The 15,280-nt window shown below is 72.9% G+C and carries 16 protein-coding genes; 7 read left to right on the forward strand and 9 right to left on the reverse strand.

Going from position 1 to position 15,280, the window contains the following annotated elements; translation table 11 throughout:
- Positions 1-59: 59 nt before the first annotated feature.
- Positions 60-242 carry a hypothetical protein gene (locus LQ327_RS22845; RefSeq protein ID WP_230738069.1) on the forward strand — a complete coding sequence of 61 codons (183 nt, stop codon included), beginning with the start codon at positions 60-62 and terminating at the stop codon, positions 240-242.
- Positions 243-257: 15 nt separating this feature from the next.
- Here the strand turns inward: LQ327_RS22845 and LQ327_RS22850 are convergent, their stop codons facing one another.
- Positions 258-1,100 (reverse strand): CBS domain-containing protein, encoded by an 843-nt coding sequence (locus LQ327_RS22850; protein WP_230738070.1) that lies wholly within the window; start codon positions 1,098-1,100, stop codon positions 258-260.
- A 52-nt stretch (positions 1,101-1,152) separates the two neighbouring features.
- Positions 1,153-2,034 (reverse strand): 2-dehydropantoate 2-reductase, encoded by an 882-nt coding sequence (locus tag LQ327_RS22855; protein WP_230738071.1) that lies wholly within the window; start codon positions 2,032-2,034, stop codon positions 1,153-1,155.
- Between the two features lie 117 nt (positions 2,035-2,151).
- On the opposite strand from LQ327_RS22855, the gene LQ327_RS22860 reads away from it, so the two are divergent.
- Positions 2,152-2,415, forward strand: a complete 264-nt coding sequence (locus LQ327_RS22860; protein ID WP_230738072.1) for a hypothetical protein — start codon at positions 2,152-2,154, stop codon at positions 2,413-2,415.
- 1 nt (position 2,416) lies between these two features.
- Here the strand turns inward: LQ327_RS22860 and LQ327_RS22865 are convergent, their stop codons facing one another.
- From LQ327_RS22865 to LQ327_RS22880, 4 genes are all read right to left on the reverse strand, one after another.
- Positions 2,417-4,237, reverse strand: coding sequence for an ABC transporter ATP-binding protein/permease (locus tag LQ327_RS22865; RefSeq protein WP_230738073.1), 1,821 nt, complete (start codon positions 4,235-4,237; stop codon positions 2,417-2,419).
- Positions 4,238-4,322: 85 nt separating this feature from the next.
- Positions 4,323-4,958 carry a hypothetical protein gene (locus LQ327_RS22870; protein WP_230738074.1) on the reverse strand — a complete coding sequence of 212 codons (636 nt, stop codon included), beginning with the start codon at positions 4,956-4,958 and terminating at the stop codon, positions 4,323-4,325.
- An 81-nt stretch (positions 4,959-5,039) separates the two neighbouring features.
- Positions 5,040-6,644, reverse strand: coding sequence for a hypothetical protein (locus tag LQ327_RS22875; protein ID WP_230738075.1), 1,605 nt, complete (start codon positions 6,642-6,644; stop codon positions 5,040-5,042).
- A gap of 185 nt (positions 6,645-6,829) precedes the next feature.
- Positions 6,830-7,462, reverse strand: coding sequence for a hypothetical protein (locus LQ327_RS22880; RefSeq protein ID WP_230738076.1), 633 nt, complete (start codon positions 7,460-7,462; stop codon positions 6,830-6,832).
- Between the two features lie 224 nt (positions 7,463-7,686).
- Here LQ327_RS22880 and LQ327_RS22885 point away from each other — a divergent pair, with 224 nt between their 5' ends.
- The 5 genes from LQ327_RS22885 to LQ327_RS22905 all read left to right on the forward strand — a co-directional run bounded on the left by LQ327_RS22885 (position 7,687) and on the right by LQ327_RS22905 (position 12,381).
- Positions 7,687-8,715, forward strand: coding sequence for a PrsW family glutamic-type intramembrane protease (locus tag LQ327_RS22885; protein ID WP_230738077.1), 1,029 nt, complete (start codon positions 7,687-7,689; stop codon positions 8,713-8,715).
- 304 nt (positions 8,716-9,019) lie between these two features.
- Positions 9,020-9,529: a DUF4333 domain-containing protein gene (locus tag LQ327_RS22890; protein ID WP_230738078.1), complete on the forward strand. Its 510-nt coding sequence runs from the start codon at positions 9,020-9,022 to the stop codon at positions 9,527-9,529.
- A 146-nt stretch (positions 9,530-9,675) separates the two neighbouring features.
- Positions 9,676-10,584, forward strand: coding sequence for a LysR family transcriptional regulator (locus tag LQ327_RS22895; protein WP_230738079.1), 909 nt, complete (start codon positions 9,676-9,678; stop codon positions 10,582-10,584).
- Between the two features lie 58 nt (positions 10,585-10,642).
- Positions 10,643-11,548, forward strand: coding sequence for an NADP-dependent oxidoreductase (locus LQ327_RS22900; protein ID WP_230738080.1), 906 nt, complete (start codon positions 10,643-10,645; stop codon positions 11,546-11,548).
- Between the two features lie 107 nt (positions 11,549-11,655).
- On the forward strand, positions 11,656-12,381 hold the full coding sequence (locus tag LQ327_RS22905) for a hypothetical protein (protein ID WP_230738081.1): 726 nt from the start codon (positions 11,656-11,658) through the stop codon (positions 12,379-12,381).
- A 76-nt stretch (positions 12,382-12,457) separates the two neighbouring features.
- Here LQ327_RS22905 and LQ327_RS22910 read toward each other — a convergent pair whose 3' ends face one another.
- The 3 genes from LQ327_RS22910 to LQ327_RS22920 all read right to left on the reverse strand — a co-directional run bounded on the left by LQ327_RS22910 (position 12,458) and on the right by LQ327_RS22920 (position 15,265).
- A complete protein-coding gene (locus tag LQ327_RS22910) occupies positions 12,458-13,213 on the reverse strand; it encodes a hypothetical protein (protein ID WP_230738082.1) in 756 nt (251 codons plus the stop codon).
- A 258-nt stretch (positions 13,214-13,471) separates the two neighbouring features.
- Positions 13,472-14,011, reverse strand: a complete 540-nt coding sequence (locus tag LQ327_RS22915) for a hypothetical protein (RefSeq protein WP_230738083.1) — start codon at positions 14,009-14,011, stop codon at positions 13,472-13,474.
- Between the two features lie 291 nt (positions 14,012-14,302).
- Positions 14,303-15,265: an endonuclease/exonuclease/phosphatase family protein gene (locus LQ327_RS22920; RefSeq protein WP_230738084.1), complete on the reverse strand. Its 963-nt coding sequence runs from the start codon at positions 15,263-15,265 to the stop codon at positions 14,303-14,305.
- Between the last annotated feature and the right edge of the window lie 15 nt (positions 15,266-15,280).

The following is a 15,280-nucleotide window of genomic DNA, read 5'->3' on the forward strand; positions in this document are numbered from 1 at the left end:
GGGGCGGGGGGCGCCCACTGCCACGCCGCAGCCCCGGCGACCCGACGAGCGGAGGGCTCATGACCGAGCAGAGGCATCGCCGGACCGAGCCGGCCGCGCGGATTCCGGAGCCCCGGGAATCGGCCGACGACGGACCCGTCGCCGTGCGGGTGCGGCCCGAACCGTGGGAGCACGGGCTCGAGCGCCTGCCGCGGCGGGCCGAGCGCTTCCTGTCACTCCTGGACCGGTCGCGCCGCCCCTGATCCGGCGGCACCCGGCTACTCCTTCGGCGGCGGGGACTCGGCCCGCAGCAGGTCGCCGCGGCTGACCATGCCGACCACGTGTCCGTCGTCGTCGAGCACCGGCAGCGACCGGAAGCGGTGGTTGATCATCGCCCGGGCCACCTTGACGATCGGGACGTCGTGCCGGACGGCGGTCGGACCCGTCGTCATGGCGTCCCCGACGCGCGTGGGTGGCGGGCCGCGGCGCCCGGAGAGCCGGTCGGGCATCAGGTCGGCCTCACTGATCACGCCGAGCAGGTGGTTGTCGTCGTCGAGCACCGGGAGGCAGCTCAGGCGGTTCACCGAGAGCCACGTGGCCGCGGACCGGACCGGGGTGGCGGGGGTCGCGACGACGAGGTCGGCCACCGGGGTCATCACCTCGCCCGCCGTCGTGCCCACCCGGGACTCGTCGGGCGGGGGCACGTCGAGGTCGACCGGGTCCGAGCCGAGGAGCCGGTCGAGGAACGAGCGGTCGTCGGACGGGCGCAGCAGGTCGCCGCGGGTGACGATGCCGACGAGCAGCCCGCGCTCGACGATCGGCATCACCCGCTTCTCGCCGTAGTGCCGCAGCCGGTGCGCCAGGATCGTCAGGGGAGCGTCGGGGCTCATCGTCATGGGCTCGCGGGTCATGATCTCGCCGACCTGGGCGCCGGCGTGGCCGTCGACCTCGGCGCGCAGCACGTCGAGCGTCGTGAGGATCCCGACCAGCCGGTGCCCGCCGTCGACGACGGGGAGCGCGCTGAACCGGTTGCCGGTCAGCAGCGCGCGGGCGTCCTCGAGCGGCGCGCCCGGCGAGACGGTGACGACGCCCCGCGTCATCACGCTGCTCGCCCGGGCCACCACAGGCGGAGCCTATGTGAACGGATGTGGTCGCCGGAACGACCACATTCGTTCACATGCTGCGCAGCAGCGCCAGCATCGTCGCGTTCAGCGGCGTCGGGACACCGTGGCGCTGGCCGGCGGCCACGACCGCGCCGGTGAGGTACTCGTGCTCGGTCGGGCGCCCGGCGAGGCGGTCGTAGAGCATCGAGGTGCCGGTCCCGGCGGGCATCGTCGCGTAGTGGTTCCGCAGCGTCGTGACGTCGTCCTCGCTCAGGTCGGCGCCCTCGGCGCGGGCCACCGCGACGACCTCCCGGGACAGGCCGAGGACGAGGTCGGCGGTCTGCGGTTCCGCGAGCACGTCGTTGCGGCGCATCGTGAGCGCGGTGATCGGGTTCGCGACGGCGTTGCTGATCAGCTTGCGCCACGCGTCGGTCCGGTAGTCGGGCGAGCCGACGACCTCGACGCCGTCGTCCCCACCGGAGACCAGCGCACTCAGCCCCGAGACCCACGCGCCGTCCGGGACGGTGAGCCGCCCGTAGCCGTGGTGCACGATCCGGCCCGGCTCGACCGCCTCGGCGCCGAGCACGACGACGGCGGGCACCGCGGTCGCGTCCGGGTGCACCAGACCCTCCACCCGACGGTCCTGGTCGACGCCGTTCTGAGCGACCACGACGACGGTGCCGGGTCCGGTCGTCGCCTTCAGCCATCCGGCCGCGGAGGCGGTGTCCTGGGCCTTCGTCGTGAGGATGACCCAGTCCGCCGGACCGACCGACGCCGGGTCGGTCCGGATCGCCGCGGGCACCGACCGCTCCTCGCCGTCGGCCCCCGAGCGCACGCGCAGCACGTCGAACGGGGTACGGACGGCGAGGGTGACGTCGTGCCCGCGTTCGTGGGCCAGGGCGGCGAGCACGCCGCCGATCGCGCCGGGACCGATGACCACCACGCTCGCCATGCCCCCGATCATGGCCCGACGGGCGGGTCCTCACCACGCGGGCGGCTGCGGGCCGGGGCGATCGGCGAGCACCATCGAGAGCGAACCACCGATCTCGAGAACGGGAGGACGAGCCTCATGCCCGGCAGTCTGTTCACCGTCTGGATCTATCCGACGCTCGGCGAGCCCATCACCGTCAGCACCCTGGACTTCGACTCCGAGGAGGCCGCCGTCGAGGCCGTGACCGAGAGCTTCGCCCGCGGGACCCCGTTCCGGATCCGCGAGCACGAGCTCGGCGGCGACCCGGGCGGCACGACGATCATGGTCAACCCGGCCAACGTCGTCGCGATCCGCGTCCGCTCCCCCGAGCCGGCCGGGAGCTCGACGGGTCAGTACCTGTAGGTCACAGGGCCGCCGCGGTCCAGCGCCCGTCGCCCTCGAGGTCCAGCCGCCGCGAGTGGAACGCCTCCAGGCTGCTGCGGTGCCCGACGCTGATCAGCACGAGGTCGGGCAGTTCCTGGCGCAGCAGCGTGTAGAGCTCGTGCTCGAGGCCCTCGTCGAGCGCCGCCGTCGCCTCGTCGAGGAACACGACGTCGGGCCGCGCGATCAGCAGCCGCGCGAACCCGACCCGCTGCTGCTCGCCCGGGGAGAGCGTGCGGTACCAGAGCTCGTCGTCGTCGACGCGGTCCACGAGGTGCCCCATCGACGTCGCCCGCAGCACCCGCGCCGCCTCGTCGTCGGACACCGACTCCGCCGGGCCGGGATAGGCGAGCGCCGTGCGCAAGGTGCCCAGAGGCAGATAGGGCTGCTGGGCGAGGAAGACCGACCCGGAGCTGACCGGCCGTTCGACGGTGCCGTCCGCGTAGGGCCACAGGTCGGCGAGGCTGCGCAGCAGCGTGGTCTTGCCCGTGCCGGAGCGCCCCGTCACCAGCAGCGACTCGGCGCGGGCGAGCTCGAGCGACACGTCGTCGACGAGCACCTCGCCGTCGGGCTTGCGCACCGTGAGATCCCGGACGACGACCGCGGCGCCGGGACGGTCCCCGACCTCGAGCACCGGCAGTTCCCGCGCCTGCTCGTCGGCGTCGAGCAGCCCGGTGAGGCGGTCGAGCACGGCGCGGTAGGCGGCGAACTGGTCGTAGGCGTTGCGGAAGAACGAGAGCGCGTCGTGGACCTGGCCGAACGCCTGCGCGGTCTGCTGCACGTCGCCGAGGCTGATCGCCCGCGAGAAGAACCGGGGCGCCTGGATGATGATCGGGAAGACCACCGAGATCTGGGTGATGCCCAGGTTGAAGCCCTGGAACTTCAGCGTCCGGATCACGATGCGCCAGTAGTTCGCGATGATGTCGGAGAACCGGCCGTCGAGCGTGCGCCGCTCCACCGGCTCACCGCGCGAGAAGGCGATGTTCTCGGCGTTGTCGCGGACCCGCACGAGCGCATAACGGTAGAACGCGCCCAGTCCCTCGTTGAGGAAGTTCAGCCGGACCAGCGGCCGGCCGATCCGGAACGCGAACACCGAGGCGACGATGACGTAAAGGAACGCGATGAACGTCATCGCGCGGGGAATCTCGAGCCCGAACAGCGAGAGCGGGCCGGAGAGCTGCCAGAGCACGACCGTGAACGACGGGATCGTGATCAGGGCGCTCACCGCGCCGTTCGGGCCGAAGGAGAGCGTGTAGGAGTCCTCCGCGAAGGTCCGGATGTCCTCCTGGATCCGCTGGTCGGGGTTGTCGACCGACGTCGGCGAGAAGCGGGAGCGGTGATAGACGCGGTCGCCGAGCCAGTCGCCGAGGAACCGGTCGTTGAGGTTCTCCCAGAGCCGGATCAGGAACGACTGGCCGACGTAATAGGTCACCAGCGCCTGCGCGACGTAGAGCGCCGCGATCACCGCGAAGATCCCGATGGCGCGCCAGAACGCCGCCGCGTCGAGGTTCTGCAGCGCGGTGTAGAGCTCGTTGGTGTTGTAGGAGAGGAGCAGATTCAGGCGCACCGACAGCACGACGAGCAGCAGCAACAGCAGGATGAACAGCGTCGGGCGCCAGGTCCGGCGTTCACCCCGGGTCGGGCGGACGAACGGGCCGGCCAACCGCCAGAACTGTCGGCCCCACGTCGTCAGGCGGGCGATCAGTACCGCGACGATCCCGAGCACGATCAGCGCGGCGACGAAGACGCCGAGGATCCACAGCAGACTGGTGAGCCATTCCGTGCTCCAGTCGACGTCGTCCATCGCGACCTCCCCCTGCGCCGATCACCGGCTGCGTGGCAGGAAGGTAGCGGAGGGCCCCGACGGTGAGCGGACGAGGTCGTCCGGGCTAGCGCCCGTAGGTGATCTGCGCACCCGTCGTCGTGAACTCCTCGCGGCTGAAGGCGACCGTGTCGGAGAAGTTCCCGTCGAGCCCGACCCGGTAGTGGGCGTGGTCGGAGGGCACGTCGGTGACGGTGAACGTGACCCGGCAGGCGTCCGCGCCCGGGGAGCGGGTGTGCCAGCGGTCGACCGCGGTGCCCGTGCTCGCCAGGGGCGCGGAGCCGATGACGGTGCCGTCGGTACTGAAGATCGTGACCGAGCTGGCCGACATCTCGGGGAAGCAGCTGCCGCCCGGGGCGGGGAGGTCCTCGCCGCTGACCGCGATCGAGCCGGGCACGGACATCGTCGGGGGCGATACCGCGAACACGCCCGCGACGCCGGCCCCGGTCGCGAGCACCAGCCCGAGGCCCACGAGGGCACGGGCGCGACGCTGCCGGGCGGTGGGAGCGGGTCGAGTGGCCGGTTCGGTGACGGGGTCCGGGGCGGGCGGCGCGTCCAGCCAGCGCACGCCGCGCGGCGCCGGGATGGCGAGCTGGGGCGACCACGGCGCGAGCGCGTCCGGCTCGGGTTCGCGGGGATACGGGACGGACGGGACCGCGGGGATACCGCCGTCCGTACCGACCTCGGGCTCCGTCGTGCTCATCTCCCGAACCTCCCCCGAACGTCGGTAGAGACTAGGCCACGTGAGCCAGCCGTGTGCTCAGATCGATGATCAGACCACACCTCAGGTGCGGGTGTTGCGCAAGTGGCGTCCGAAGTAGGCGACGTGGACGGTGCGGGTGCGCTCCACCCACGTGAAGTAGATCCGGGGCGCCATCCCCGCCGACGAGATCTTGATGTGCGACTGGACCATGGCGTCCTCGCCGTCCACCGGGAACGTCCGGGACTCCGGCCAGCGCTCCATCACGGTCTTCGACTCGCGCATGGCGAGCTTGCGGGGGTTCGCCGGCCAGGCCATGGGGTGGCGGGAGTTCCAGCACCACTGGAAGAAGTCGCCGTCGTACCCGTCGCGGGACCGTGCGCGCGAGTAGAAGGCCAGCGCCCGCAGCGCCCGCCAGGACTGTTCGCCCCAGGCCGGCCCCGCCGCCTGCCGGTCGAGCAGCTCCAGGTCGACCCCGGCCTCCGTCGGGAAGTCCAGATAGGTCGACAGGTGCTTGCGGGCGAGGGCGGCGGCGTCGCTGCAGTCGCGGGCGTGCGAGGGCGCGAGGTCGATGCCCTCGAGGCCCTCCTCGCTGCGTTCCCCGCGCAGGCGGGCGAGCTCGGCGGCGGCCGCGGCGAGCTGGTCGCGCAGGTCGGTGACCTCGTGCTGCAGGTCGCCGAACTCCTCGATCACCTCCTCCGCGGTGCGCCGTTCCCCGACGAGCTCGGTCTCGAGGTCGGTGACGCGGGCCGACTCGCGGGCGACCTTCTCGACCATGCCGCCCGGCGTCTGGTCGTCGAGCCGCTCGGCCGCGCGGTCCCAGCTGTCCGGGGCGCGGCGCATGCCCGACGTCGGGGCGAGCTGGTTGACCGCGATCCGTCCGGCCAGGGCGGGGCGGTCCTTGAAGCGTTCGGCGCGGATCTCGAGGTGCCGGGTCGTGGCGTCGCCGGCGGGGTCGAGGGCCGGGAGGTAGACGCGCATCGCGCCCGGGTGCACCCCGAACCCGTCGCCGAGGGCGCCGTCGAGCGTGTCGAGGCCGTCGGTGTCGACGACGGCGACCGTCGCGAGGCCCGCGACGTCCCGAGTCGTGCGCTGCACCGCGGCGTCGAAGACCTGGGCCGCCCGCTCCTCGGCGTCCGGCTCGAGCCCGCCGAAGACGACGACGGGGACGTCCCGGTCGGCCAGCGTCAGCAGCCCGGCGAGGTCCTCGGCCCCGTCCTCGCCGTGATAGCGCACGGTCCGGGGCAGCAGCGACACCCCGCCGAGGGCGGCCGCCGTCGTCGTGAGCAGGTCGGCGATGAAGCCGGGCGGCTTCGCGAAGAGCGGTTCGGTGAGGTCCCGGGAGTCGGCGTCGACGTCGATCCACGTCCAGGCCTTCGCCCCCTCGCCGGTGCAGCTCCCGCCCGACCAGGCCCGCACCGTCGTCGTCCACCGGCTCCCGTCGCGGTGGGACTCGACGAACACCAGCCGGACGGCCTTCTCGATCTTGGTGTCGCCCGGGTCGTCGTGGGCGTCGCGGCGCAGGACGTACCGGTACTGGTCGCTCGCGCGGGTGCGGGCGCTGCCGGACGGGAGCGGCCGGTGGTGGCGCAGCGCGATGCCCTCGGCCCACGCGACGACGGCGCGGTCGGCCGCGTCGACCGCGTCCGGGTCGTCGGAGGCCCAGATACTGCGGTACAGCGTCGCCATCTCCGTGCCACCTCCCCGGTCATCCGCGCTGCCTCCCGCAGCATGCCTGGTGACCGGGGTCGGGCGCTGCCCCTGATGATCCTTCGGCAGAGCGGCAGGTTGGAGGAGGCCCGGGTGCGCGGTGAGGTCGAGGGAGCCGCTGCGGGTCGAGCGGATCTCCGTCTACCCGTACGGCGGCTCCCTGATCAGGCGTGGCCGTAGGTGACTTGGGCGCCCGAGGTCTGCAGCTGCTCCTTGCTGAAGCCGACGCCCTGGCCGGCGCTGGTCCCCACGGCGACGGTGTAGAAGTCGTCGGCGCCGCTGACGTTGGTGAACGTGAACGAGTACTGGCAAGCGTCCGCGTATCCGGACGAGTAGGTGTTCCACTGATCGAGGGCGGTCCCGGAGCCGGTCAGGGAACTCGTCCCGACCAGGTCGCCGTTCGACCCGAAGATCGAGACGGGCTTGCCCCTCATCGACGGGTTCTCGCAGGCCGAGCCCGGCATCACCACTCCGTTCATGCCGTAGACGGTCACGGAGCCGTTGATCGTCATCTTCGAGGTCTTCTGGGCGACCGTCCCGATGATCGCCACGGCCACGATCGCGAGAACGACGCCGAGGACGATCCAGCCCCAGCGCATGCCCGAGCGTCGCTGCGGAGTGGGCGCGCCGTAGCCCTGCCAGCCCATCGGCGGCAGGCCGGCCGGCGGAACCGGACCGCCTCCCGACTGCGACGGCACCTCGCCCCAGTGCACGCCGCGCTGGGTCGACACCCACGGGCCGACAGGCGATGCTGTCGCACCGCTGTCGACGCCCGACTGCGGCTGGGTCTTGGTCATCTCGGCTCCCCGATGGCGTGGTCGGCGCCGCACCACCGCGGGCCGTCGGCGGGCTTCTCGACGCCGCCCGGTCCGGCGTTACGGCGGTGTCGCTCGTTCGGGTGGGTTCGTCGCCAGCACTCTGATCAGCGGTAACGCCGTTCGGGCCGCGGCGATGAGGGGATCGAGCTCGCGGGGGCCGCTCCCTCGCGAACGGTTCACCCACCATCGCCCGGAGCCCGACGATGACCACTCCCCCGGCCGAGCGCCTGCCCGACCTCGCGGTCCTGTTCCCGTTCCGCGCCTGGCTGCGCCACCCCGCGCTGCGGGCGTGGACGACGTGGTTGTTCGTCGCGCTCGTCGCGGTGCCGCCGGCTGCGCTGGTCCTGTTCTCCGGCGCCGACAGCTTCAACGGCATCGCGACGGTGTTCGCGGCCTACTTCGCGGCCGCCTGGTTCCTCCTTCTTCGCGCGCTCGTCCGACCGAGGGCTGTGAGCGGCGGACTCCTCGCTCAGGTGGTGATCGTCGCGCTGCTCGTCGAGGCACCTCTCGCCGTCTGGCTCGAGAGAGCTCTCGGAGCGAACACCGATTCCCTCGCGTCGAGCGTGTTCGCCGTCGGAGTCCCCGAAGAGCTCGCCAAGCTGCTTCCGGTCCTTGCACTCGCCCTGTTCCACCGACGGAGCGGCCTCGTGCCGCGCGACGCCCTCTTCCTCGGCGCTGTGAGCGGTCTGGTCTTCGGGGCCGGCGAAGCGGTCACCTACGTCACCCAGTACATGCCGGAGGCTGGCCTGCTCGGTGTCGGCGGGGCGATCCTGACGGTGTGGCGCTTCGTCACGGACCCCGTGGTGCACGCGTTGTGGGCCGGGATCGGCGGCTACTTCGTCGGACTCGCCATCCAGTTCCGGACTCCCGGAAGGGCCTGCGCGCTGGTCGCTCTCGGCCTCGCCGTGGCCGCGGTCCTCCACGGCGTCAACGACTGGCTCGGTGTCAACGTCCTCTGGGTTCTGGTCGACGTCGTCAGCGCGCTGCTGTTCCTCGCGTACGCCCGGATCGGGCTCGTCGCGGCACCGCGCACGCCCCGGCCCGCCATCCCTGCGGCCCCGCAGCTGTGGGGTCCGCCGGCGGCGGCGATGTCGACTCCGGCGCCGGCCGCAGCCGCGCGGACCGTCGCACCCAGCACGTCGGTGCCGGCACCCCGTACCGGCGGCCGGCACGCCGTGGCGGACGAGGACCCGGTGACGGCCCCGATCGCTCTAGCGACCGCTCGGCTCTGACCAGAGCGGCCGACGCGGCACCGGTCCACGGTCGTCGACCATGATCACCGGGATGACGAGCTTGTGATGCCTGGGCGTCCAGATCCTCGTCGTCCTGGTGATCATGCGCTCGGGCGGACGTCAGCCGGCTCCAGCCGTGTGCGCGCCGCACACGCTCTCCGAGCGCAAACCGGAGCAATCTCCCAGATATTAGACCGTCAGAGTGAATACTCTGGCTTCGACATGACTGACCGTGACTTCATGCTCCTCACACGGCCGCCCGGCCCCGCGGCGGTCCGGCCCGACGTCCGGTGAGGACACCCCGATGACTCAGCAGATGCCCGCCTCCCCCGAGCAGCCCCTCCCGCCGTCGTACGGAGCGGCTCCGCAGACGCCGGCGCCCGCCCGGGGCACGAACACGATGGCGATCCTCGCCCTCGTCTTCGCGTTCGTGTTCTCCCCGCTCGGCATCGTCTTCGGGATCATCGGGCGCAAGCAGACCGCCCGCACCGGGGAAGGCGGCCGTGGGCTGGCCACCGCCGGCCTGGTCCTGTCGATCGTGTTCCTCGTGATCGGCATCGCCACGGCGGTCCTCGTCACCGTGATGGCCGCGACCCTGGTCAGCTCGGTGAACAACACCGCCGTCGCGGCGCAGATCACCGCCCAGTCCGGCGGCCGCGTCACCGACGTCAGCTGCCCCGGCTCGCTGCCCGCTCAGGTCGGAGCCGAGTTGACCTGCTCCGGCACGGTCGACGGAGCGCCGAGCCAGCTGAAGGCGACGGTGACCTCGGTCGACGGCGGCGTCGTCTCGTTCGACTTCACGCAGGTCGGCTGACGCCTCGTGCGTGCGTTTCCGTGCTGGAGCACGGAAACGCACGCACATGCCTCAGGCGAAGAATAGCGATACGGTCGAGGCATCACCGCAGCTCACAGCACTGAAACGGCCCGGATATCCGACCCGGGGCGCGATACCGTGAGGACATGAGCGAGTCGTCGACCGCCGCCGACCTGGACCTGCGCCTGGTGCGCTACTTCGTCGCGGTCGCCGAGCACCGGCACTTCGGTCGGGCGGCGGCGGAACTGGTGATCACGCAGCCGTCGTTGAGCCGCCAGATCCGTCGCCTCGAGCAGCAGGTCGGGGCAGGACTGCTCGACCGGACGCCGCAGGGCACCCGACTCACCGAGGCCGGCGAGGTGTTCCTCGCCGACGCGAAGGCGCTGCTGCGGGCCGCCCGGTCGTCGGTGTCACGGACGCGGGCTGCGGCTCAGCCGCGCCGGGTCACCGTCGGGTACACGACCGGGGTGATCGCGACGCCGGCCGTGCTCGCGATGCGTCGCCGGCACCCCGACGCCGAGGTCACCATCCGCCACCTCGACCTCCCGACCGCCCGGACCGACCTGCTCGACGGCGAGGTCGACGCCGTCGTCACCCGGCTCCCGTTCGCCAGCGACGGACTCACCGTGACGGTGCTGTACGACGAGCCGCGGGTCCTCGTCGTGCCGCTTAACCACCGGTTCGCCGGCAAGGAGTCGGTGACGTTCGACGACATCGCCGACGAGCCGCTGCCGCACCTGCGCGGCACCGACCCGGCGTGGGCGGCCTACTGGCGCCTCGAACCGCGACCCGACGGTCGTCCGGCGCCGGACGGTCCCGTCATCGAGGCCATGGAGGACAAGTTCGAGGTGATCGCCGCCGGCGAGGCCGTCGTCGTGATGCCGGACATCGGGGTGCAGCACCTCCGTCCGGACCTCACGACGGTGAAGATCGCCGACGTCGAGCCGAGCCACGTCGTCGTCGCGACCCGGGCCGGCGACCGCAACCGGCTCGTCGCGGAGTTCCGCCGCTGCGCGCAGGAACTGCTCACCGGACCGGAGCCCGGGAGCGCCTGACCCGGTCCGGTGCGACGATCCGGTGCCGAAGCGATCGGACGACGGCGAGGGAGCGGTCATGCGGGCGTACGGGTTCACGACGGTCGGCGGGCCCGACCACGAGGCGTTCCTGGACGTCGAGGTCCCTGAGCCCGGCCCGGGCGAACTGCTCGTCGCCGTCCGGTCCTCCGGGGTGAACCCCGGCGACTGGAAGGTCCGCGACGGGGCGTACGGCATCGCCGGACCCGCCGTCCTGGGCCGGGAGGTGGCGGGCCGCGTGGTCGCGGTCGGACCCGACGTCGAGGGGTTCGCCGTCGACGACGAGGTGTTCGGCGGCTGCCCCGGGATGGTCGGCGGCTGGGCCGAGCAGGCGATCGTTACCGCGGGCTTCGCCGCGCACCGTCCGGCGGCGGTGAGCCCGGAGCAGGCGTGCGTGCTCCCGGTCGCGGCGGGCACGGCGCTCGACGCACTGCACCAGCTCGATCTCGCCGCGGGCGCGACGCTGCTGGTCAACGGCGCGGGCGGTGGGGTCGGCGTGGTCCTCGTGCAGCTCGCCGCGGCGCGGGGAATCCGCGTCGTCGCGACGGCGAGCCCCGCCAAGCACGCCCTGCTCGCCCGGCTCGGCGCCACGCCGGTCGCCTACGGGGACGGCGTGGTCGAGCGGGTCCGCGACGCGGCGCCCGACGGGATCGACGCGGTGTTCGACCTCGTCGGCGGCGACCCGCTGCGCACCGTCGCCGAGCTGCTGACCGACCGGCACCGTCTGATCTCCATCGCCGACTACGGGCTCTCGACCGAGCTCGGCGGACAACAGCTCGTCCGCGACCGCAGCACCGCGGTGCTCACCGAGCTCGCGGGCCTCGTCGCCGACGGTTCGCTGAACCCGCACGTCACCAACGTCCGCTCCTTCGACGACGCCCCGGCCGCGCTGGCCCTCGTCGAGCAGGGGCATGCGACGGGGAAGGTCGTGATCGACGTCGGGTGAGCGGGTCGATGTCGGGCGAGCGAGCGACGTCGGGCGAGCGGGGCGATTCGGGGGAGGCACCGCGTGCCCGGCTGGTCGCGGGGCGTCGACCGTGGTCGGGTGGTCGCATGAGCTCGCGCGGACAGCTGCCGGAGGGCAACGGCCCGGACGAGGCGCCGTGGTGGCCCGCCGACGGTCCGTGGGGCGGGCGCGGGCGGACGTCGGTGCTGCTGGTGCTCGGCGGGCTGGCGGTGGTGGTCGTTGTGGTGCTCGCGGTGACGTTCCTGAGCGGCGGCGAGTCCGACTCGGGCTCCGCCGCGGTCAGCGGCCCTCCCCCGCCGGTGCTCGCGAGCGAGGGGCTGCAGCCGGGGACGCGGGTGACCCTGGCCGGGGTTCCCTACGACGTCGGGGTCGGGGCGTTCACCCCGAGCACGCGGGCGGCGCCGAGCGGGTCGCACCTGCTGCTGGCGTCGCTGGTGGTGCGCAACGCCGGGTCGGGACCGGTGCCGAATCCGCTGTCCGGGTCCGCGGGCCTGCTGGTCGCGGTCGGGTTGCACTCGCTGCCGCCGTCGGTGCTGACCGGTCCGTCCGCGCTGCTCTGCCGCAACACCCCGGCGGCGTCACCGCTCGCGCCGCCGTCGCCGATCTTCCGCGGTCTCGAGCCGGGGGCGTGCGTGCTCGACGGGCGGGCGGCGCCGTCGGGCGCGGCGAGCCCGACGCTCGCTCCCGGGGAAGCGGCGCAGGGCATCCTGCTGTCCTCGCCGGTGCCGGACGTCGTCACCGGCGCCACGCCGTCGGTGTGGGTGCAGACGACGCCGGGTCCGCCGGCTCAGTACGAGCGCGTGGGTGCGTAGGTGCCTAGGTGCCTGCGGCTCGTGAGCACTAATTGACGCCAGAGCATCAATTAGTGCTCACGAGCGCGAAGCGCACCTACGTGGGCATGACCGCCATGATCGGGGCGGTCGTCGAGCCGTCGCCCTGGCCCGAGGTGTCGTCGGCCGCCTGGGTCGCGTCGGCGCCGCCGTCGTCGTCACTGCTGCCCTGGCCGCCGTCCGCGGACGGATCGGTGTCGCCCGGGATGCTCGGCAGGCCATCCCCCTCACCGTTCGAGGACGAGTCGCCACCGCCCGAGTCGTCCGAGCCCGACGGTGCCGGATCGTCGGAGGACTGGTCATCGGTCGAGTCGTCCCCGGCGGGCTGGGTCGTCGAGCCCGAGCCGCCCTCGTCGCTCCCCGACCCCGAATCCGGGTTCGAACCGTCGACGAAGCCGCCGCCGAAGCCGCTGCCCGGCGACGAGCCGTCGTCCCCGCCCGGCGTGGAGCCCTCATCCCCACCGAGCGGATCGGTGATGGTCGAGCCGCTGCCCGGCGACGAGCCGGAGTCGCCGTCCTTCGAGTCGTCGCCCTTGGGGCCGTCGGACCCGTCGTGGCCGTCCTTGCCGCCGTGACCGTGCTTCCCGTGACCGTGCTTGCCGTGGCCGTCCTTCGAGTGCCCGCCGCACGAGCAGTCGTGCCCGTGCTCCCCGCTCTGCGAGCTGTCGTGTCCGCTGTCGGCCGGTGCGTCCCCGGCGAGCGCGACCCCCGCGCCACCGCCGGCGAGTGCGACCGCGGCCGCGGCGGTCAGGGCCCCGCGGCCGACGAGGCCTGCGAGTCGATCGTGTCGCCGGGTCGCGCTGTGAACACCCATCAGTGTCTTCCCCCCTGCATCGGAATTCCTTGCTCCTCGAGGAGACCGATGTCCCCCGAACCGGTGGTCGACGATCGCGGACCGTGGCCCCCACTACGGCAACGAGAGGGTCGGGAAGCGAGTCACAGAAATATCACGACGTTTTTCCCGGGCTATTACTCTGCGGAATATCGTCGGGTCTTCCGAGCGACCCCGGACACACGTCGGCGGGCGGAGCCATGAGGCTCCGCCCGCCGAGAGTCGTGCTGGTGCTGCGACTCAGCCCAGGATGCCCGCGCCGATCGGCAGGCTCGACAGCGCGCTGGTCGGGGCCTGGCTCGCGCCGCTGGTCTGGCCGACGTTCATGCCGGAGAGGCTCGGCAGCGAGCTGGCCGAGGCGGGGAGCGACGTCGGCAGCGACGTCGGGAGCGACGACAGCGAGTCGGCACCCGGGAGCGACGTCGGCAGCGACGAGAGCGGGAGGGCGGACAGCGGCGAGTCGCCGCCCTGGTCCGAGGAGCCCTCGTCGGAGCCCTTGGAGGAGTCCGAGCCCTTGGACGAGTCGTCCGAGCTCTTACCCTCGTCGGAGCTCTTCGAGGAATCCGAGCTCTTCGACGAGTCGTCCGAGCTCTTGCCGCTGTCGTGCGACTGCGACTGGGTCGCGTCGTGGCCGCTGTCGGCCGGCGCCTCGTCGGCCATGGCGACACCCGCGCCGCCGCCGATGAGCGCGAGGGCCGCGAGGCCCGTCATCGCACCGCGGCCGACGAGGCCGCGGCCGGTGAGTCGGTCGTTGTCCTGCTGCATGGCGTGAGCACCCATGGGAAGTCTCCTCCGCTGTCGGAACGTCTCTCGATCGGCAGGGAGCACCCGTGGCGACATCCCCCGAACCGGCATGGCGTCGGTCGCGGACCGTTGCCTGAATCCCGTAACGAGGTGATCCGCAGGATGGTCACGGGGAGATCACGACGATTTCTCGATTATCGTTCCGTAACACGCAACCGGGCCGCTGAGTAGGAGAAGTACCGGCAGATCGGTCTCAAATTTTCGATCTCGGAGCCGTCACGGAGAAACACGTTTCGCGCTCTGCACCGTCGGGTATCTGCCGAAACCTCACCACATGAATCGGGCAAGCACCGCACGATGGTCGCTACCGGGCACGTCGAGGACCTCGACCGACCGGGCGCGGACCGGCCCCGTGACCAGCACGTGGTCGATCGTCACGCCGAACGCCCGCCGCCACCGTGACGGCCAGGTGGCCGCCACCCGCCGGGTCACCGGACGCGCCGGGCCGAGCGCGTCGTGCAGCGGCCCGTGCTCGAGCGTCGCGTTCAGGTCCCCGACCACGATCGTGGGCCGCGCCGGGTCCGCGAGCCACGGACGCAGCAGGGCGAGCTCGCGCGCCCAGTCCGGGGTCGTGTCGGGCAGCAGGACCGCGGGGTGCACGCCGAGCACCCGGACCGGGCCGAGACCGCCCCCGCTCACCACCACCCAGCCCGACCGGGTGTCCGTCGACCCCACGGTCACGTCCACCTCGCCCAGCCGCTCGGCCGTGAGCAGCGTCAGGCACGGCCCGTCGTCGGCGCCCGTGGCCTCCACGGCGCGCCGACCCGGGGCACAGGACCACGCCCGGTACCCCTCGAGGTCGTCGAGCAGGCGCTTGCGGAACGGGTCGCCCGCCTCTGGCAGCACGACGACGTCGGGCCGCTCGGCCGCGATCGTCGCGCCCAGCGCCGCCGGGTCGGCCCGCCCGAGCCACACGTTCGCACCGAGCACCGACAACGGCTCGGAGCCGACCGGAGCCGGCTCGGGACGCCGCCGGTGGCGCCACGCGGAGAGGCCCAGCGCAGCCGCGGCCACCGTCGACACCCCGACCGCGGCCGGACGCCACGGCCCCGGACGGGCCCCGACGGCCAGCCCCAGGACCCCGGTCCCGACGGCGAGACGGGGCCGGAAGGCGGTGACGATCGGCCAGGGCGGCCTGCGGTCGAGCCCGAGGGCCTCCGGCAGCAGCACGGCGACCGCACCCGCCGTCGAGAAGACCGTGGCTCCCGCCCGCACGAGCCCAGCCCGCATGCCGCACCTCCTCCA

The organism is Actinomycetospora endophytica, assembly GCF_021026375.1.
GTDB lineage: Bacteria > Actinomycetota > Actinomycetes > Mycobacteriales > Pseudonocardiaceae > Actinomycetospora > Actinomycetospora endophytica.